Origin of the sequence: Priestia aryabhattai B8W22 (assembly GCF_000956595.1) — a bacterium.
Taxonomy (GTDB): domain Bacteria; phylum Bacillota; class Bacilli; order Bacillales; family Bacillaceae_H; genus Priestia; species Priestia aryabhattai.
Window position 1 is genome coordinate 1 of record NZ_JYOO01000014.1, and the last position, 18,584, is coordinate 18,584.

Annotated in this window: 22 protein-coding genes; 5 read left to right on the plus strand and 17 right to left on the minus strand. The window is 32.1% G+C overall.

The features are described from left to right. Positions 1-510, plus strand: a 510-nt coding sequence (locus tag N178_RS12430) for a helix-turn-helix domain-containing protein (protein WP_237758462.1), incomplete at its 5' end; no start/stop codon positions are given. Positions 511-1,072: 562 nt separating this feature from the next. Here the strand turns inward: N178_RS12430 and N178_RS12435 are convergent. The 3 genes from N178_RS12435 to N178_RS12445 all read right to left on the minus strand — a co-directional run bounded on the left by N178_RS12435 (position 1,073) and on the right by N178_RS12445 (position 2,475). Then, positions 1,073-1,336, minus strand: a complete 264-nt coding sequence (locus tag N178_RS12435; protein ID WP_045292514.1) for an autorepressor SdpR family transcription factor — start codon at positions 1,334-1,336, stop codon at positions 1,073-1,075. Between the two features lie 84 nt (positions 1,337-1,420). Further along, positions 1,421-1,693, minus strand: coding sequence for a hypothetical protein (locus N178_RS12440; RefSeq protein WP_237758463.1), 273 nt, complete (start codon positions 1,691-1,693; stop codon positions 1,421-1,423). Between the two features lie 134 nt (positions 1,694-1,827). Continuing rightward, on the minus strand, positions 1,828-2,475 hold the full coding sequence (locus tag N178_RS12445) for a VC0807 family protein (RefSeq protein ID WP_045292516.1): 648 nt from the start codon (positions 2,473-2,475) through the stop codon (positions 1,828-1,830). Positions 2,476-2,739: 264 nt separating this feature from the next. Between N178_RS12445 and N178_RS28095 the strand changes: the two genes are divergently transcribed. Both N178_RS28095 and N178_RS12450 read left to right on the plus strand, forming a co-directional pair. Beyond that, positions 2,740-2,928, plus strand: a complete 189-nt coding sequence (locus tag N178_RS28095; RefSeq protein ID WP_475264816.1) for a YuzK family famiily protein — start codon at positions 2,740-2,742, stop codon at positions 2,926-2,928. A 56-nt stretch (positions 2,929-2,984) separates the two neighbouring features. Then, positions 2,985-3,788, plus strand: coding sequence for a lipid II flippase Amj family protein (locus N178_RS12450; RefSeq protein ID WP_052942390.1), 804 nt, complete (start codon positions 2,985-2,987; stop codon positions 3,786-3,788). Between the two features lie 57 nt (positions 3,789-3,845). On the opposite strand, the gene N178_RS12455 is transcribed toward N178_RS12450, so the two are convergent. Then, entirely contained in the window at positions 3,846-4,187 is a 342-nt protein-coding gene (locus N178_RS12455) for a DUF1033 family protein (protein ID WP_013057574.1), read from the minus strand. Positions 4,188-4,397: 210 nt separating this feature from the next. On the opposite strand from N178_RS12455, the gene N178_RS26740 reads away from it, so the two are divergent. Beyond that, entirely contained in the window at positions 4,398-4,535 is a 138-nt protein-coding gene (locus tag N178_RS26740; protein WP_157862162.1) for a hypothetical protein, read from the plus strand. Between the two features lie 49 nt (positions 4,536-4,584). Here the strand turns inward: N178_RS26740 and N178_RS12460 are convergent, their stop codons facing one another. The 4 genes from N178_RS12460 to N178_RS12475 form a co-directional block, all read right to left on the minus strand. After that, complete coding sequence (locus N178_RS12460; RefSeq protein ID WP_013083687.1) at positions 4,585-4,803, minus strand: spore germination protein; 219 nt, start codon at positions 4,801-4,803, stop codon at positions 4,585-4,587. 109 nt (positions 4,804-4,912) lie between these two features. Then, positions 4,913-5,434 carry a hypothetical protein gene (locus tag N178_RS12465; RefSeq protein WP_045292518.1) on the minus strand — a complete coding sequence of 174 codons (522 nt, stop codon included), beginning with the start codon at positions 5,432-5,434 and terminating at the stop codon, positions 4,913-4,915. A gap of 492 nt (positions 5,435-5,926) precedes the next feature. Then, the gene (locus tag N178_RS12470) at positions 5,927-6,274 is read right to left on the minus strand and encodes a DUF2513 domain-containing protein (RefSeq protein ID WP_045292519.1); all 348 of its coding nucleotides are present in this window, start codon (positions 6,272-6,274) and stop codon (positions 5,927-5,929) included. Between the two features lie 77 nt (positions 6,275-6,351). Then, positions 6,352-7,224, minus strand: coding sequence for a hypothetical protein (locus N178_RS12475; RefSeq protein ID WP_045292521.1), 873 nt, complete (start codon positions 7,222-7,224; stop codon positions 6,352-6,354). A gap of 173 nt (positions 7,225-7,397) precedes the next feature. Here N178_RS12475 and N178_RS25495 point away from each other — a divergent pair, with 173 nt between their 5' ends. Then, a complete protein-coding gene (locus N178_RS25495) occupies positions 7,398-8,810 on the plus strand; it encodes a GIY-YIG nuclease family protein (RefSeq protein WP_052942391.1) in 1,413 nt (470 codons plus the stop codon). Positions 8,811-8,965: 155 nt separating this feature from the next. On the opposite strand, the gene N178_RS12485 is transcribed toward N178_RS25495, so the two are convergent. The 9 genes from N178_RS12485 to N178_RS12530 all read right to left on the minus strand — a co-directional run bounded on the left by N178_RS12485 (position 8,966) and on the right by N178_RS12530 (position 18,352). After that, positions 8,966-9,352, minus strand: coding sequence for a phage holin family protein (locus N178_RS12485; RefSeq protein ID WP_045292523.1), 387 nt, complete (start codon positions 9,350-9,352; stop codon positions 8,966-8,968). A gap of 50 nt (positions 9,353-9,402) precedes the next feature. Then, on the minus strand, positions 9,403-9,729 hold the full coding sequence (locus N178_RS12490) for a hypothetical protein (RefSeq protein ID WP_045292525.1): 327 nt from the start codon (positions 9,727-9,729) through the stop codon (positions 9,403-9,405). A gap of 375 nt (positions 9,730-10,104) precedes the next feature. Continuing rightward, positions 10,105-11,871, minus strand: coding sequence for an AIPR family protein (locus N178_RS12495; RefSeq protein WP_045292527.1), 1,767 nt, complete (start codon positions 11,869-11,871; stop codon positions 10,105-10,107). A gap of 565 nt (positions 11,872-12,436) precedes the next feature. Further along, positions 12,437-13,489 (minus strand): HNH endonuclease domain-containing protein, encoded by a 1,053-nt coding sequence (locus N178_RS12500; RefSeq protein ID WP_045292529.1) that lies wholly within the window; start codon positions 13,487-13,489, stop codon positions 12,437-12,439. 21 nt (positions 13,490-13,510) lie between these two features. Beyond that, positions 13,511-13,834 (minus strand): nucleoside triphosphate pyrophosphohydrolase, encoded by a 324-nt coding sequence (locus N178_RS12505; RefSeq protein WP_045292530.1) that lies wholly within the window; start codon positions 13,832-13,834, stop codon positions 13,511-13,513. A gap of 218 nt (positions 13,835-14,052) precedes the next feature. Beyond that, positions 14,053-15,261, minus strand: coding sequence for an EVE domain-containing protein (locus tag N178_RS25500; RefSeq protein ID WP_052942393.1), 1,209 nt, complete (start codon positions 15,259-15,261; stop codon positions 14,053-14,055). 468 nt (positions 15,262-15,729) lie between these two features. After that, positions 15,730-16,305, minus strand: coding sequence for a recombinase family protein (locus N178_RS12520; protein ID WP_045292532.1), 576 nt, complete (start codon positions 16,303-16,305; stop codon positions 15,730-15,732). Between the two features lie 530 nt (positions 16,306-16,835). Then, positions 16,836-17,285 (minus strand): PH domain-containing protein, encoded by a 450-nt coding sequence (locus tag N178_RS12525; RefSeq protein WP_045292534.1) that lies wholly within the window; start codon positions 17,283-17,285, stop codon positions 16,836-16,838. A 473-nt stretch (positions 17,286-17,758) separates the two neighbouring features. Further along, on the minus strand, positions 17,759-18,352 hold the full coding sequence (locus N178_RS12530; protein ID WP_045292536.1) for a hypothetical protein: 594 nt from the start codon (positions 18,350-18,352) through the stop codon (positions 17,759-17,761). Between the last annotated feature and the right edge of the window lie 232 nt (positions 18,353-18,584).

Below are 18,584 nucleotides of genomic sequence, written 5' to 3' on the forward strand. Positions count from 1 at the left end.
AGAATCAAGATTTCCCAAGCCTTAATGAGAAATAGAGAAAATGGATTAACACCACTTGAAATGTTGAAAATTATTAAAGATGTACCTCAAGCAACATTATATAGACATATACAAGTTTTATTAGATGCAGGAGTTATTCGCATTGTAAAAGAAAAAAAAGTAAGGTCAGTATCCGAAAAATACTACGTCCTAAATGAAGAGGAGGCAAGACTTAATGGTGATGAATGGAAAAAAACCTCTAATGAGGAGAAGTTAAACTATTATTCTTATTATCAATTATCCCTGGTGACTCAATACCAAAACTATCTTAATAAGTTGGCAGAACGAGGTTGCTCAGAAGATGGTTCAACTTTTTCACTGTTAGAATTAAAACTTGATGATGAAAGCTTCAGTAGTTTTCAAAAAGAATTAAATGATCTTATGCTAAAGTATTATAAAACAACGAACCAGAATACTCAAAAAGGTGCTCCAATAAGAACAATTGGAGTTACCATTATTCCGGAAACATAAATAAAATAATATTTCATCCTAAAAATAAGATATCAGAAATCCTGCCTCTTTTAAGATCATTCTTTGATTCTAGTCTGGCCTGAATAGTACAAAGCTTACGCATCCTACTTAATCACTAATTATAATGAAAACTGAACTGAACTATACTTTTGACAAGCTTCACCAATAGGTGGAGTTTGTCTTTTCTTTTTTTGCGCTATTTTACCCTGTTAGTCAATACACAATTAAATTCTCATTACAACAAGCCAGTGTTTCTTATCAACAATATTTCTATTGTCAATTCTCTAAACGATGGCATAGGGTATAAAACGGTGTAGAATCTGAAGTATTAAGACTTTAAATAATATATCTGGCTGACTTTGTATTTTTGGTTGGATTCGTTGAAATATAGTAGAGGTTAATGGAGTGTTCTTTTAAATCCATCTGTACAAGAGTAATTGTAGCTACTTTTCTTTTAATTTAGCACAGGTGTTATCGACGCATCTTATACTAAACTAAGAAAACAAAAATTTTTATACTAATTCTAAAGAAAACAATTGAACTTAGCACATAAAGATGTTATTTATTTTTCTCCCCTTTCGAAGGTAGTAAACCAAGAAATTAAGTTTTGAAATGTATTATTATTTAAAGAATATATAATAAATTGTCCCTGTTTTTTGCCTTGAATCAACTCACCCTGCTTAAGTATTTTCAAATGATTAGATATACTAGGTTTAGTCATATTGAAATGATCGGAAACTTCACCGGCTGTTAAATTACTTTCCTTTAGAAGTTCTAGAATTTTCCTTCGTGTTGGATCTGCTAAAGCTTTGAAAGATTCATTCACTAGATCTCATTCCTATCGTAATTCAGTATTTAGTTTAAAAAGCTTTTTGGTGATATTTCTTATATTATACATTTTTTAATTTGTTTAAGGCCGGTTAATCGCGTAAACAACAAATAAAACAATATCTAGCAAAATCATCATGACACCAATAAGCAGCCAGATGTTACCTTGAGTCTTTTTCTCTCCTTCTTGCATTTCAAACGCTCGAATAGCAAATACAATTCCAAGTGTAAACACAAGAAAAAAAAGCTGACGGTAATCGGAAAACGACAGTAAGACAAAAATTAAGGTGAAAAATACCATAATCATTTCTAAAATTCGGTAAGGTTGCTTTTGACATGTTAATAATAGTTTCATTTCTTGGCCTACTTTCATCCTTTTCTTAATAGAGTTATTTTACTATTAAATTCAAATAAGATGTTAGTATTTTGAGCACTTTTCACTGTTTTGTAACAGAAAAGCGTACGTTAGCTAAACGCACGCTTCTTTTTCTATTCATTTACATTTGGATTCATTGGATTATCAATCCCTGTTTTATCTTGAATTTTTTTATAAATAAAATACGTGTAGACAGCAATTAAAATGGAGAATGCCCACGTAACAGCCTGACGGAATACAATCATGTTTCCATACCCTTCTACTCCGTACTTTTGAATCAATACGTATTTTACAATCGCTAAAAATACATAGCGACCTGCGAACAGTACCGTAAGCCAGTTCATCATTTTGAATAGACCAGGCTGGTGGAAGAGCTTTAAAGAATCTTCCCGCTTATAGCCCATTAAGTAAGCCGTATCTACAAAAAAGTACAAACCAATTGGCTTTTTTACCACAATGGTAAAAAGGACAACTACAGCCAGTCCAATCATAAAGTATACTTGATTGTTTAACATCGTTGCTGCGTTCCCTGAGATTAAATCAATAATTGTACGTGCCAGCAGTGTAATGACAATAAACAATCCTGTTACGTTAAACTGGCGATCTTTAATAAATGTATAAATGGTATACACAAACGCTGGTGCTGTTGAAAGCAAAATGGCATAGTAATCACCAATAATGTCTTTTCCTTGGTTCCATATTAGGTAAGGAATAGCGATATAAAAAAGTAAATCAAACCATACTCGTTTTGTATTGTTCATATATAACTCCTTTAAAAACGTTGTTCCTGCTATTATATGGGATACTACGCAAGAAAAAAAGGCTTTTAACTGGAATGTTATGAAATTTTAATCATTTGATGTTTAGATCCAGAGCTACAGGGAAAACGATTTCTAGAAAGACTTCAAGAATCATAAACATCCAAACACTTGAGCAGCAATACATGTGCCACAAGTGAAAAATGCTGAAAGGATTGATTCATTATCGCACTTCACCTAACGTACACGTCAGAAATGGAAAAGGCCATGCAGCTTTCTCACGGCGTGGGGTATGCTGAATATAGCCGTAAACTAGACAAACGTCTACAGGTGGAAAAAGACGAGAAAAAGATTATCAGGCTAGCAAAGATATACTGCGTGATATTAACCAGCATCGATAATAAAAAGACCGCTTTGCTATTTTTGGTAGCAAGTCGGCTTTTTATTTACAAATGAATCAAATTTATACATAATAAGGAATCGTGTGTATCAAAGAAAGGAACTTGCTTATTATGATGGAAAAATTACTTATTATTTGTGTGTTTGTAGGAATTATTCATATGATTGAAACACTAGCCTACTCTGTGAGACTTGCGGGCTTGAAAACTGGAAAACTAGTCGTGGCTTTATCTCTTTTTAATATTATTGTCATTTTGTCAAGAACAGCTAATATGGTGCAAGCTCCGCTGACCGGGAAATTAGGAGATGCGGTCAAGTCTAAAGAAGATTTGCCCGTTCTACTTCATCAGCTTCAAACCATCTTGCTCGCAGCTTCCATTGGGACAATTGTAGGTGCTCTTTTACTTCCTAGCTTTGTATCGATTTTCTCCCGAATGATTTCACACTTAGAAGTAGCGGGGTCTGTACCTCAAATGATGAAAAATATTACTTCCATACATACGCTGGAGAAAGCAAAAAAACACGTGAAGCGCCCGAGGTGGATCATGCTGTCTCAGCTGCGAATAGGTGGAGTGCCCAAGCGGTTGCTTCTTTTGAATTTAATAGCTACGACCATTTATACAGTAGGTGTTCTTTCCACACTTTATGCTTCTACGCTTGAGCCTACTCTTTCTAAATCAATTCTGATGTCTTCTGGTCTTATTAACGGACTAGCCATGATTACCCTTGCTGTGTTTGTAGATCCGCAAGTAGCCATTTTAACTGAAAAGGTAATGAAAGGTGAATCTACTAAGCAATCTATGAACAAAATGGTGGGCACACTAGTCATCTCTCGTTTGTGTGGGACAGTATGTGCCCAGATTCTTTTAGTACCTGCTGCTCTTTATATTGCGTGGATTTGCAAATTAATCCCTTAGAAAAGACTTCAACGAAGAAGTCTTTTTATACATAAAAAAACGCCCCGCAGGACGTTTTTATTTAGTACGAAGCATTTTTAATCCTTCTTCATCTTCTTCTAATGAATAGACTTCATCGTTTTTAGCAAATAAAACACCGTGGAAGATTTGAAGATCATCATCACAGGCCTCGCAAAATTCCTTTTCGCCTTCGTTCCAAAAGCTAAAGAGCGCTAGTTCATCACTTCGCACGCTTGCGTATTTTTGATGAAATTCATAAATCATCATCGCGTAGTAGCGAAGCGCTTCTTCTTTTTTTTCAAATTCAATGGTTTCAATAATATCTTTTTCCCAGCCTTCTAAAAACAGCCAAGGTTCACAATCACTTTTTATTTTATGAACTCTCCATTTATCTGTCATGATAGAACATCTCCTTACTTACAGCTTACTTCTAAAATTTCTCTTTTCCTTATTATTCAGCAAAAATAACTTTGAATCAAGTAAAACGGAAAAAAACGCCTATTTTCAGGAAATAGACGCCAACAAGGTAGCTTAATCTGAACTTCTTTTTTATATTAATAATAGCTCCTTAAGCTATAAGGAACTAAACTGCCCGTATAATACTGGGTAATGGGAGGGAAAACGCCGGCTGAAGGCGTGATTTTCCCCCACCAAGATGGTTTTTTGCCCCACCAGTTGTCTATCGCTCCATCAGGTGAAACGACAAATCCAATTGGACGTGCAAACGAAGGCATAAAATACGGATAAAACGAATACTGAAAAGGCGTGTAGAAAGAAGAGTAAAACGTCTCTCTCCTTATCCGTTTCCGAAGCCGTTTTGATCAGAACCATCCGGATCGAGCGTATTTGTATTAGAAAGTCCCGAATTTGTATTTACACAAATTCCTGTATTTGAAGACCCTGAACCTTGTGCAGTTTTACTGTTACTTTTCGGAGAAACATAGTACGTATCGCCAAACGTAACGACTCCTCCTGTAACGTTTGGAATCACTACATGATTAATAACAATCGGCATTATCCTCACCCTTTTTATTTTCATCGTGATGTAATATATGAATGATTTATCAAAAGGGTTATAAATTAATGGATATAAATAAAAAATCCCCCTGCAGAATGGGGTATTTTTACGCTTTTACCTCTTTTTTAGAATGACTTAATTCATCTCGCAGAATATCAAAATCTCGTTCTGCTACTTCTTCAATTTTTGTATACAATTCATTCTCCATGAGGAGTCCTTTTTCTTCAAGTAATTCGACAAGAGCCTTAAATTTTATTCTAGATAAAAGCATTTCGTTTACCGTGCTCTCTGTTGGCTGTTCATTTTTCGCTTGTTCTTTTGTTTTAACAGGTTCTTGCTGCAACTTCACCCTGAAAACAATATTTGTATGATCAGTAATTTCAGGTGACTGATAAAATGTGCTATGCGAAATGTTTTTTAGTGTTAGCGTTTCTTTTGTCTCCATATTTGTTACTTCAAAATACGGATCCTCAAAAAATGCATCATATTTATCATAAGCTGCTTTGCCTACAACCGAAAAAGAAAAGTTTAGCCTTTTCAACTCTTCACCTGTATTCGCATCAGTAATCATTTTTTCTTCAAACATATCAACGTGAAAATTTACGTTATTAATCATTAGTTGTGTCAATTCAATCGCCTCCTTCTTTATTAATACGACACGGAGTGACAAGTTCCCTGTTTTTTTATATAAAAAAACATCTCCCAAAAATGGGGATGTTTTTCAAAGAGCTAGAAAAATGCTTTTTTTAGCTCTACAATTCTTCTTCTGCTTTGTCGTATTTGCGTTCGTGCGCCGTATCTTCTTCGTTATCACGAATGGTTTTTTGAAGCACAAAAGCAGACAAATATGAACACTGACAAATATTGATACAACAACTTTCCGTATTTAATTTAAGCTAATCTTATCATTTATGTAGTCTTTTTATCAATAGAATTATGAAGAAAAACGTTCGACAAATTAATTAAATAAACAAATAAGACACCTATTAAAGATGTCTTATTGATTCTGACTTTTAGGTTTACGATACTCTTCTATCTGATTGCTGACATAGTTAAAATGAAAGACAACAAAGCGCTACCAACTAACAGCTTTTTCACAGATTCTCCCCTTATTGAAAAGCTATTTAATATTAAAATGACTTAAAGCCACTTGTTTAACTAAATCCGTTAAAATTGCAAATGAAACTGATCCACCTTTTTCCTTAACAATCTGCTTAGTTTTATTCCAAACGTTATTATTCATTGCATTGTCCAAGAAGTCATGACCTTTCCAAGTTAGAGCATGGACTGTACATCTGTCACCATTAAAGCGTCCTTCTAGATAACCTTCTTTTCCCAGTAACCTAGTGTTATATTCAATTAAATTTTGCTCATACCCGTCCACTTCAATTGTAAATGCATGTAGATCATCAGCTTCATCTTTTACATAGATTAGAATTTCTCTAATTAAGTCCATATCTCTTTCCATTTATGTCCCTCCACCTTCTATTTAAAGTACTAATGGAATTTTAACGTTCTATAATTGTTACTTTATAACAATATCTTTCATTCTTGAATTGCAGTAACCTTCCCATCTTCAAAGTAAACATAACCGTAGATGTTATAAATCCATTGTTCTTCTACGCCGTATTTTGTTGTTGTACGGTTAATATCGTCAGGCTTACCCCATCCAGTTTTATTAATAACCTCTTCTTGAGTCATACCTATTTGAGGTTTTGTATGTTGAAGATTATATTGTTTTTGAGCGTCTGCCAGTATTTCGTTACTCTTTTCTGTTTCTTCTTTATCAATTTCATATCGATCTTTTAGTTTCTTTCTTGCTAAACTAATTTCTTCTGCAAATTGCCCATTATAATTATTTGGGATTTTTTCAATGTTATTGTAAGCATGTTTGTAATCTTCATCTTCAAAATTACTCATCGCACTCACATATAAAGATAAGTAATATTCAGGTTGATATTCTTTTGTATAATTATAATCATTTGTTACAAAGTCTTTATTTTGAATATCCTTAATTAGTGATTGGTTCAGTTGTTCTCTACTTTCCTTCACTTCTTTCGAAAATTCTCCATCGTAATCGGTAGGAAGATTAGATAGGTTAGATGTTTTGGAGAAGATCTCATCTTCTGACAACAACTTCGATATACTATATAGTTCTTCAAATTTCCGTTCATCCTTAGAATCTATCTTTTCATCTTTTTCGTATATCTGACTTTTAAGACCTTCAACTTTAAAATATTCTTTATTGCTTATATATTTTTGAGCTTGATTAATTTCTTTTTGTAGTGAAATTACTTTATCTTTTTGTTCTTCTTTCGTAGAGCCAACTTGCTCAGTACCAGTGCTATTGCTACATGAAATTAGTAAACTACTACTGATCATAACCATTGGGAATATGTATAATATTTTCTTTCTCAACCATAAAACCCCTTTTTAAAATCTAATATACTATAAAAGAAACACTAAATGTAACTTTATTACTTTTCATAGTCAAAAAGTTTCATCAAAAAACCTCTTCCAGTTAAGATGAGGAAATTATGATATATAATACTTAATGAAATCAACATTTTATCAAGAGGAGAGCAAGAGAAATGATAATAATAGGAATTTATGAAATTAGATGTAAAATTACAGGAAGAGTTTATGTTGGTCAAAGCAACGATGTTAAGGGTAGATTGAGAACGCATAAAAGATTGCTAAGACAGAACAAGCATGAAAATAAATATCTTCAGAACCATGTTAATAAATATGGGATAGAAAACGTTGAATTTGAACTTATTGAAGAGTGTCTGCAATGCGATCTGAACGATAGAGAGGTATATTGGATCAAAGAATTTGGTTCAATGGCTAGAGATAAGGGATTTAATCTAGAGAGTGGTGGAAATGCAGGGAAAACATATTCTAAAGAAAGAATAGAGGCAATCACAGGTGCAGGTAATCCAATGTTTGGAAGGAAGCAGTCACCAGAGATGGTTGAATTTATGAGACTAGTAAATAGAGGATCAAGTGATAAATTAACAATTAATGATGTGAGAGAGATTAAAATGGCTCTAATACTAAACATAGTTCCACAGGAATTAGTTACAATATTCAAGGTTGATATCACAACAATAAATAAGATTGCAAGGTGTACCAATTGGGAATGGGTGCTTCCAGAGTTAAATGACGAGCTAATGAGTAAGCGTGATATGGAGCGTGAAAAAAGGGAGAAGAAAATTTTTGAACTATGGGAAAAAGGACATAGAGTAATTAACATAGCCAAAATGCTTCAGTGTGACTCAAAGATAGTTTCGAATGTATTAAAAAAGGAGTTGGAAAAGAAAGAAGCAGAACGATTAAATCTCCATGATCTTGTTAGAGAAGAGTTTATGAAGGGAACTCAAAAAGCAGAGATAATAAAGATGTTTGGAATAAGCAAAACCACTTATAATAGAATCACTTCTTCTGCCCATAATCAAAAAAAGCAAGAGCTAATTAAAAAAGTATTTGAGCTTAAATATCAAGGACACTTAAACAAAGAGATAGCTGAAATGTTAGGACTACATAGAGGTACTGTAACAGAGTATCTAAAAAATGAATTAGATCCAGAGACAATGCAAAGACTTCGCTCAACTGGTAAGAAGGGTACGCCACTTAAGCTTAATGAAGAAAAGGTTATTGAGATAAAGAGAATGCTTAAGCTTGGAATCTATAGCCACCAAGAAATTGGAGACATGTTTGGAGTGACCGAGTCAAGCATATCACAAATTAAACGTGGTGTAAGATGGTCGCATGTAGAAGTGCCACCAGAGCTTAGGGTTATTGAACACAGAAGTATATCAACTAAGCTGAATGAAAAGAAAGTTATCGAGATAAAAATATTACTGCAAGAAGGCAATTATCTTCATAAGCAGATTGCAGAAATGTATGGAGTGTCTAGGGCAACAATAACAGATATTAATACAGGGAAAAGATGGTCACACGTAAAAATACCGCCAGAACTTCATTCCTCGGACAAGGTTTGATGAAGTAATGACGGCATCTTTACAAGTTGTTGAAACTAAATTAATGTTATGACCTATTAAATTGTATCAGACTAAGAGATGCTTACACAAGCGTCTCTTTTTTCTTGTATAAGCAAAAAGTTCCTCTCCAATTAAGGAGAGGATGAGTTTATATTTTAAGAATCTGTATGTTCACCTTTTTGCTTAAGGACTTCTAGATTTTCATGAATGAATTTTGGCAATGGAACTTTCATCTCGCCCAGATTCTCAAGGATCGATAATCCTTCCACTCCAATATAAAACAGGATACAGCCAGTTTTAGCTACTGGAATATCGTTAAATAAAGCTAAATCAATCATATGACATAAGATTACGACAATAGCCAAGCATGCCTTACGTATCATTCCATGGCTCATAGTACGGCTTTTCAATTTTTGAAAGTATATAGCTTTAGCAAAGCCTGTAAATATATCTAGACAGACCATAACGAATAATACTGCCATTAGAGGAGTGTATGCGCCAAATAAGAACGCTAGGGGAGTGCCGAAAGCACTTAATACTATGGGATTTTGAACATTTTTTCACCTTCTACATAAATTAAAAAAGACACCCATCAAGGTGTCTCAATTTCATCTTTAATTTCTATTGTGTAATACTTAACGTGTCTCTCTGGTGGTGATGCAATTATGAAATCAGTATCTGACACTGTCCATTTCCTAATTTCCCAACAATGATATGCTACAGGATTTTCAGCTTCATTTATTTCTAGTTGCTGAAGTCTAATTGTCTGACCTTCCAAAGGTCTTAATATACCTGCTTCTTCAGAATTTAAAATAATAAATGGACAAAGATCCTTTCTTGTATACGGAACAGGAAACAACTCTGTCCACTCTTTATTTTCATTGAGTTTTTGAACACTAACGGCAGAAGAAACTATCATTCACATCATCACCTTTTCATGGAATAATCCAATTATCCCATGAAATTCAAAAATTGTCGTTATTAAACTAATTTGATGGCATCTTCAAACGATCTCATGCTATTTAATGTATCTACCTCGCCGACATTACTGATATACTCTTTAAGCTTCCAATAGCTGTCGATAGCTGTAGTTAAATGAAACAAACGAATATAACTTTCTTTTATTCAAGTACAATTAATCTTTTTTGGAAATTATTCATCTTTGGTGAAACTTTATAAACCATATGATACATAAAAGATTATGTTGAGGATTAAAGAGAAAATGGTCCTAACATCAAATAAAAAAGGTCCAATCAAAATGATTAGACCTTTTGGAATAAATCTATAAGAATATTTATACAGTTGCTTGCCTTTCCTGAGCTATAAGCTCCTTGAGTTTAAGTGTAATATATTGACTGAATTCTGTCTGTTTAGAAATATTAACTACGTCATTGTAATCAGTCTCTTCTAAATAGTCACTAATTATAACCTTTAGCCACTCCACGCTTTTAGCAACAAGCTCCTCGTTGACTAAATCTAAATTTATATTTCTAAATTGTTCTTCGCCATAGTTTGGCTGTTGAAGTAACACACTCATACTAACCCTCGACACGTGAAACAAGAAATACTTCCTAATTTGTTCAGCTAATTGGTCGCCATTTAACAATTGTTTCAAGTGGCTCTCTACTTTCTTAACAGCTAATATAGAATGTAAATATGTATCTAAATGTCTGTGTGCTGGGAAAAGTTTGGCATAATCTTCATCTTTTTTAGTTAGTACAGTTGGATTAGAACGAGCTTTTGAAGGATTCTTCTCTGCTATAAGTAAACTAGTAAGACACTGAGCTAGAAAATTAATTGAAATAATTTTCTTTGTTGGTTTTTTTAAGTTTTTATAATAATTTTTCCTTCTATCATAAAAATAATCTCTTGTTAAAAAATACTCTTCTATATCTCTTTGAATCTGATCTGTGGCTCTTAATAAAGAAGTAGGCACTTTATTCTGAGAGTTTGTCGATTTAATAATTTTATCAGCTGTTACCTTATCATCAGTAATAATAATTTTTAAAAGTAAAGATCTATTCTCCTCTTCGACTTCTTTTTTAAACGAATGATAAATTGAGTGAGAAGTTTGTAAACCGTTTACAATTTGAACATTATCTAGATGTAGAGTTTTACCTGTTAAAGAGCCTTTATCTGCGATAATTGTTACTCCATTATTTAACCACCAAAAGTCTAAATCCTTGTCCTTCTTGATTGTATCTGATATTTGAGTATTTACCTCGGTGTTGTTTTGATAATCTCTAATATTGGAATCAAATAAATACTTTCTTAATTCCCCAGATCCCTCAGTGATAAATTTAAAGTAGTCTTTAATATTTACTGAAGCTATATATCCTCGTTTTCCATCGTCACTAAAATCTAATGCAATTGGATTTTCATTTAGCTTTAAAGCTATAGAAAACTGCTTCTCGCTTCTATTTAGGCTAATTAATTCATTAACGCCTATATAGTCGAAGTCGAACAATACGTTACTATAATCAGACTGTTCTACTGTATTTTTTAACGTTGTTACTTTATCAAGGTAGGAGTTATTGGGTCTTTCTTCATTGTATATATTATCTCTATTACCTTTAGAAATATGTCTAAAAATAAATTTGTATTCTGGATGCACAGCTGCACTACCTATAGTTAATATTCTTAATAATTCAACTTGTTCGATCAAATCACTATTCCAACTAGTTGGACTTAGTTCTTGACTAAGATTTAAGATACTGGAAGTTGTAGTATTAAATTTATGTACTACATCTTCACTAATTCTTTCATTATTTTTATATTGATGAAAATGAACTTCTATGGTCTTTATTTTCTTAAAATCTGAGACTTGATCAATTGATTGTATTAGCTCGTCATTAGCAAAAATATACATGCCGTCAATACCATTATCAAAACCACCACTAATTATACCGTTCTCCAATTCTTCGCTATCTAGGTCTTTATCCTTAAGTATTTGCTCAGCAACAAATAGCTCAAATACACTATCCCTTTCACTGCTGTTAGTCATATCTAACTGATCTGCAAAATCGTCAAGAATCGCTTCCAGTAATAAAACTTTTGACATAAAACCCCTCCATAATATATTTCTATTAAAATTAAACCGCAGTATAACTGGAAAGATCCAGTTTTCTACTTCCAACATTTAAAATATATTTCAATTTTTCATATAGTAAAAATTGATTAATTCACCCTATCTGAAAATTAGTAATATATTCCTAATAAATATATCATTCAAAGCTTTCTTAAAGCAATAAATATTTGAATTAAATAAGGCTGTATTGCCATATTTGTTACAAAAATGCTTTAAAATTTAACTAAAAACATATACTTATTACTTAGTTATCTTTTAAATTTAGTAGGTAATAAAATCAATATTTTATTAAATTATTGATTGGCGGAGAAATTCCTGACTTCTATTTACGTTTACTATGTACTAGTCCTACAAATCTCACAAATACTCCGCTAATATTATTTTTCAACAAATAATTAATTTTCTAAGAAGAAGGCGTAATTAAGGTTGGAAAAACTATCTCATTTATCATTTTATAAATAGCAGACTTTCCACTCAATTATTAGAGGTTTAGATTATTTACATTTATAATAATTATAAACTAATATATCCACCCATCCTAAAATCCAGTATCGTAATATTGTTCAGGCATCCATCCAGAACCTTTAATAGAAGAAGCATAATTAAAAGTTGCATTTAAAAATCCCGCTCTTAATTTACTATTCTTTCCTGTTTTCATAATGATTGTTTCTTTAAGAGGATGATTACTTTCAATTAGATATTCATTTCTTTTGTATAATCTCTCTAATAAAGATTTATGCGGTACTCTAGCAAATTTACCATTGTATTCTCCCCTATTACATTCTTGACAAGTTAATACAAGATTCCATACACCATTTAAATCCATATCCCCCGTTGACAAATATTGCACAGAAAGCGGTATAAAATGATCTACATCGCAGGTATTTGATTGACTACTCTCAATAGAAATACTTTTATAACAATAAAAACATTTTCCTTTTTGATACCCATTCAATGGCTTTCTTACAGAAGTTAAATTTACACGTTCATGAGAATGTAAATATCTCTCTGGTGTAATAGACTTCAAAAAGAAGAACTGCTCAAACTCCTCGTCAAATCTAACTTCTAACTTTGGGTTTCTTTCCGTCCAAGCACTTTCTACTAAGTTCCATCTACCTTCGATCTCGTTAAATAAATTCACCCGTTGTTCACTTTTATTCAAGATATAGATACTATCAGTTAATGTGATACCTAACGTTTTCCCCTGAACAGACTTTTCATAGAACAATGTATTAAGTTCCCCGTTAGGAATGTTATGAAAAGCATCTATTACATTATTGAAGCCTACTTTTTCAGTAACTTGTAACAACTGTTCCCACTCAATTTTCCGTTCATTGTACAATTCCAATGCATTGATAAACTTAGATGATGCACTAGTAATTTGCCTTTTACCATTTCCTATATGCTCTAACATATACTTAGCAAATATTGGTGACAACTCCTCGAGGCTTAAAAAACTCTTATCACTTTTTCCTAATTCTAGTAATGTCTTTGCAAAAGCAAACTTATATGTGGCTACATTTTTTCCAAACAAGTAAACCGATCGAAATTTAGATTCTAATGATTGGTCATTCTCAAGAAACTTATTCATAATATTACCCCTTAGTAATTATTAGTCTTCTACCTCAATAAGGTAAATGGCTTTATCAAAACCACCTCTCTTTTCTTTTTTCTCCTTGCGAATCGCTTCGAGTTCTTCAAAAGCAACCCCATAAGCTCCCAATGAAGCATGAATTAACTCTAAAATATCTGCAAGTTCCTCAACAGCTTCCTTTTTTTCAACAGCTTCCATAAACTCATTTGCTTCCTCAATCATTTTTGCTTTTACTTCTACTAGTAGCTCATCAGATGTGAGTATTTTTGCGTTGTAGTTTAAACCCTCAGCTTTGATGATTTCTAAAATATTATCTCTTACTAATTTGTTATAGGTAGGCATGTTTACTCTCCTTTGTATTAATTTTTTAAAGTAATTGTATCACGATAAAAACTTGAGACAGTAGCTTCTGTTTAAAACAAGCTTGGGCAAACCGATGGATTGTTTATCAAGCTTACACATAATTTATAAAACGCTGCCGAACGCTCTCAGTGGCCATCCGACAAAGTTTATCATTACTCTAATAAAAGATGCCCTTTATAGATTAATTAATCTTATTTTCAACGCAGCTCAGTATAAAGCTTTTTTGTTAGGACTTTAAGTTGTTCAACAGTCAATACTTCATTTTTTCTTCTATGTATCATTCGATGACAGTTTGCACATAAGGGAACTAAATCTGTTTTTGGATTAATTGCAACCGCTTCTTTAAGTGAACTCAATGGTTTAATATGATGAATTTCTATAAAGTCTCTTCCACGTTCTCCATATACTTCCTCAAAATTGAATCCACAAACGTAACAATTCAATCCATGTATATCAATTGCCTTTTTTCTATTTTTAGGATCACGTTCATATTTATTTACGTGATACGATTTCTCTCTTCCTTCAATACCATTCCCTTCTTCTAACTCTTGAGCCTCAATGTCAGATCTCACACTCTTGTACAAGTGAATTGATTTTGCTTGCACTTTTAATAAACGTACAATGTCTGCATACTCTTCCCCTTTACGCTTAAGTATCTCTATCACTAAATCTAACGTCTTTCCTGCAAAAATACCTCTATAAGCCGCTCTTAGACCCAAGTAATAAAGGATGTTTGCTGAATCTCGACCATTAGTATTTCCCTCACGTCCAAGTACATTAATATCCATCCAACGATGTGTTTTGTTATTGATTAAGTGTTCATATATAACTTGTCCTTTAAGTTCATCTGAATAAAAGTTATATTCTCTAACCCGACCATTAGAATCTAAAGATGGTAAGACATAATCATTTTCATTAAGCGAAAATCTTGTAGTTATGTCTTCAGCATTACCAGCATATCTGCTATACCATAGATGCTTTAAACAAGTCTTATGTTTTTCATCAACAAGGTAATTAGTATTTTGTCTTAAACGGAGTATCATTAAATCTTTTAACTTAGGATGTTCAGTTAACTCAATTCGATTTATTCCCACTTCTACATCAACTTCTAGTACTCTAAGTTTAATTGCTAAATATGATTTATCACTAACATCTTCATACCAGTAGGCTGCGGATTCGTTATCATTTGTATAGTCTTGTGGCAATGTGATAACTTCTGTTCTTGATATAATCCCACCACTTCCTTTGTTATCCCCATCTGATCGCCAAATAAATACCTCATCACCTAATTGAATATGTTCAGCTAGATGATCTTGCCTAATTGACCACCATATCGTTTTATTTTCTAATATGTATCCATCTACGTTAAATCGTGTCGGATTCCCTTGAAATATCCAAGTATTCATTAATTTCTCTCCTATGCTCTATTGTATCGATTTAATTCATTCGCACTATATTTTATTTTACTCTTTCTCATTATTCAAAGTTATTTGAATCCAGTCATATGACTCAATTATATTGTTTTATCTTTAGAGTGTATATTTTGCAGATAACATATATTAATTGTGGTGATTTCTCTGCTCAATATATTGATTAATTAAAAAAACGAAATTACAGATATATTTGCCTAGTCTTATATGGATGATAGTCTTTTAATTTTGTACATTTTATCAACACACTCTTTAGAAAAAACATATTCCAATAATGAACTAGGAAAAAATATCATATTAACTATGGAAATTAGAAAGTACAAAAAAGAACAGTAAATTTATTTACCACTCTTCTTTTAATTTTGTGTTTTTTACAATCTAATCCTATTAAATTTTCCGTATTTATCCTTTTGCAAAGAAGCGTAATTACTCAATACAATTTGCCTATTTCTTAACTGCCCTGTATAGAGTAGCCCTACTTATCTTGGTTATTTCCTCAATTTCTTTAACAGTCAACTTATTAGTGTCCCTGTTATGAAATAACTCAATTGCATGTTGCAACCCTCTATGTTTCTCTGTATACTTCGCAGGTCTACCTTTATATACACCTCTTTTTTTGGCTTCTTCAATACCTTCTAATTGTCTTTCCTTAATCATGTCCGCTTCAAACTCTGCAATACCAGATAGGACAGTGATCATCAACTTGCCAATAGCTGTTGCTGTATCAACCTTATCCCCACCCATATTCAAAACAACAAGAGAAACACCCTTGTTATTTAAGTACTCAATTGTACTTAAAGCGTCTTTTGTACTTCTGGCAAATCTGTCTAACTTTGTAACCACGATGGTATCACCTTTTTGTACCTTTCCAAGAAGAATATTAAATTGCTCTCTGTCCTCTTTCTTCCTTCCAGATACTTTTTCTTTAAAAACTAAATCGCATCCTATTTCTTCTAATTGTCTAATTTGTGCAGTTAAATTTTGACCTACACTAGATACTCGAGCATAACCATATTTCATCACTAATCACCCCTTATTTTTGATACATGTATATGAGATGCTATTAACTCAAGTGTATCAATAACTCAATAATGTATCAATAGGGTGTAATCAAATGAAATAAAATGTATTTACTAACGTTAATATGCTATTAGTAAAGGCTGGAGAATTAGAATTCACTACACAAAGATGCTTAAATCTATTTATTTAATTAAATAAAATGTAAAAAAGGGTCTGAGAGTAAGAAAGCACTTTATCGTTTCTAACCAAAGCAATATAGGGGGTTATATTACTTTTAAATGTTCATTATGTGGCGGGAAATTCAAACTTAAAACCAACAAGATTCAACAAGACGATACTATTAAGTTGTTCTACCTAGTTACATTCAAGCCTAATAAATATAAGTTCTCTGAAATTAGAGAAAAGCTTGAGGAAGTAAATACTCCTCAAGCTTTAACTTTTGTGACCTGTTTCATTATAACGCCCATTGTACTGAATCTAAATAAGGAAAACCCTCGTCATTAGGGCATAACTGTCTTTGTTAAACAATATTACTTAACGTGCATTTTCACAAATTCATATATCTCCACAAAGTTAGGTGAAGAGATATGTGTAACTCTATCCTTTTTGCTCCCAAATAATCCTGATTTGTTAAGATAAATCATATTGTTAGTGATGCCAAGAGCTTTGGTCATGTCGTAGTCCACTTCTTCGTAGTTCTTGTACTCATATACATGAATTTTTAACTTACCAAATGGTGGCTTCACTTCAATTAAGATAACCTTTGTATCTGTAAAGAATAGGTATCCGAAGGTTGTGCCTTTAAATGCTCCTGTAGAAAGGAAATAAAACTTCTCATCTTTTGCTTCTTTCTTAAGCAAACTAAGTATTTTTCTGTAATGTTCCCTGCTTGTTTTAGGTAGCTTCTCTGCCTCGCTGACTAAATCATCAAATGTAGAGTATTCTCCTATAATTGTAATTTCTATTTTTATCTTATTCACCTTTTATCCTCCACCCAAATTCCTTTTCGTACAGAACATAGTATACTACCTTTTCATTAGGGTGTCAGGAGGAATTTTCACATAGAATAATAAATTTTATATTTAAATTCACTCATTACAGTTACTGTTAATAATTTGTTGTATTACTGACCTACTAGCTAGCACGACAAGATAAAGCGTTGCTGCTTATTATTAAAACATTTAACATGAATACAAGAAGGTTATTTTACGATTGCGACTTACCTTCTTGATAGAATCATAGTTACAGGTGAGGAAGCGAGGTCGTCATTCTTAATAAAATCAAGATTTTATTAACCCTCTAAGTACTATCTAATGACAATAAACTCTACCCATTTCTAATATATTTGAATGACATTAAAATATAGTTTTAATATAGAAAATGATAATAGAAATAATCGAAGTTTCTTCATCAATACAGTTTAGTTTTTAGTTTTATTCTAAAGGACGTTTCTTTAGATACTTAAATTAGATTCGTAAGTTCTAAGTACAATGTTATCAATTAAATTAATAATTTCGTTTAAAGTGTTCTCACTGTTCTTTTTGCTACTTATGTCATTAGTAAGTTTTTGATATTGCATTAATAAATGATTGTTTATTTTCGGCATCTTAACATAATTACAGGATTCGGTTACTTCATATCTCTGTACACCTTTCAAAACAACTGCTCGATATTTACCTTTCCCCCATATATTAATATATACTCCATATCTATAATTTAATGGCTTCCTCATCCAATCCTCAATTATCTTGTTTATATCGCTCGCATTATCATTTTTTGATTTCTTCAATTCTACTACTAAAAAATTCAGTGCATTTGTATTTCTCTTGTGAAAAATAATATCTGGTCTTCTATTTTGATAATTACGTTTTGTGACATCTAAATCAACATTTAGCCAGAAAATATACTTTGCAATTTCATTAGACAAATGATAGCTGAGATTCCATTCAGTAAAGTTTGTCTGATCTGTATTTTCAAAAATATCTGGTTGATTTTTAAATAAGTTTATAATAGAAGAATAAACTATGTTTTTTATTAATTCGTCCATATGGATATACCCCTCCACTTAGCTTGTTACTTAGAGAATTATTATTTTTCTTTCATATTTTATAATTTAAGTATCTGGGGAAATTCATTAGTAAAAGCTACAATAATGGATCTAGTTTCTCTATAAACTAGATCCACTATTGTACTAGACTGTCTCTGCCCCTTGCCTTTTAAATCTTTTACATAATGTTTCATTTGCACTATTAAATAAAATTCTGGCAGAAGAACTTAGG

Excerpts from the sequence above, each read along its gene's own strand:
- N178_RS12440 (WP_237758463.1), bottom strand. The coding sequence starts at position 1,693 with ATGAAACTATTATTAACATGTCAAAAGCAACCTTACCGAATTTTAGAA.
- N178_RS12445 (WP_045292516.1), bottom strand. The coding sequence starts at position 2,475 with ATGAACAATACAAAACGAGTATGGTTTGATTTACTTTTTTATATCGCT.
- N178_RS28095 (WP_475264816.1), top strand. The coding sequence starts at position 2,740 with ATGCAGCTTTCTCACGGCGTGGGGTATGCTGAATATAGCCGTAAACTA.
- N178_RS12450 (WP_052942390.1), top strand. The coding sequence starts at position 2,985 with ATGATGGAAAAATTACTTATTATTTGTGTGTTTGTAGGAATTATTCAT.
- N178_RS12455 (WP_013057574.1), bottom strand. The coding sequence starts at position 4,187 with ATGACAGATAAATGGAGAGTTCATAAAATAAAAAGTGATTGTGAACCT.
- N178_RS26740 (WP_157862162.1), top strand. The coding sequence starts at position 4,398 with ATGGGAGGGAAAACGCCGGCTGAAGGCGTGATTTTCCCCCACCAAGAT.
- N178_RS12460 (WP_013083687.1), bottom strand. The coding sequence starts at position 4,803 with ATGCCGATTGTTATTAATCATGTAGTGATTCCAAACGTTACAGGAGGA.
- N178_RS12470 (WP_045292519.1), bottom strand. The coding sequence starts at position 6,274 with ATGGAAAGAGATATGGACTTAATTAGAGAAATTCTAATCTATGTAAAA.
- N178_RS25495 (WP_052942391.1), top strand. The coding sequence starts at position 7,398 with ATGATAATAATAGGAATTTATGAAATTAGATGTAAAATTACAGGAAGA.
- N178_RS12490 (WP_045292525.1), bottom strand. The coding sequence starts at position 9,729 with ATGATAGTTTCTTCTGCCGTTAGTGTTCAAAAACTCAATGAAAATAAA.
- N178_RS12495 (WP_045292527.1), bottom strand. The coding sequence starts at position 11,871 with ATGTCAAAAGTTTTATTACTGGAAGCGATTCTTGACGATTTTGCAGAT.
- N178_RS12500 (WP_045292529.1), bottom strand. The coding sequence starts at position 13,489 with ATGAATAAGTTTCTTGAGAATGACCAATCATTAGAATCTAAATTTCGA.
- N178_RS12505 (WP_045292530.1), bottom strand. The coding sequence starts at position 13,834 with ATGCCTACCTATAACAAATTAGTAAGAGATAATATTTTAGAAATCATC.
- N178_RS25500 (WP_052942393.1), bottom strand. The coding sequence starts at position 15,261 with ATGAATACTTGGATATTTCAAGGGAATCCGACACGATTTAACGTAGAT.
- N178_RS12520 (WP_045292532.1), bottom strand. The coding sequence starts at position 16,305 with ATGAAATATGGTTATGCTCGAGTATCTAGTGTAGGTCAAAATTTAACT.
- N178_RS12530 (WP_045292536.1), bottom strand. The coding sequence starts at position 18,352 with ATGGACGAATTAATAAAAAACATAGTTTATTCTTCTATTATAAACTTA.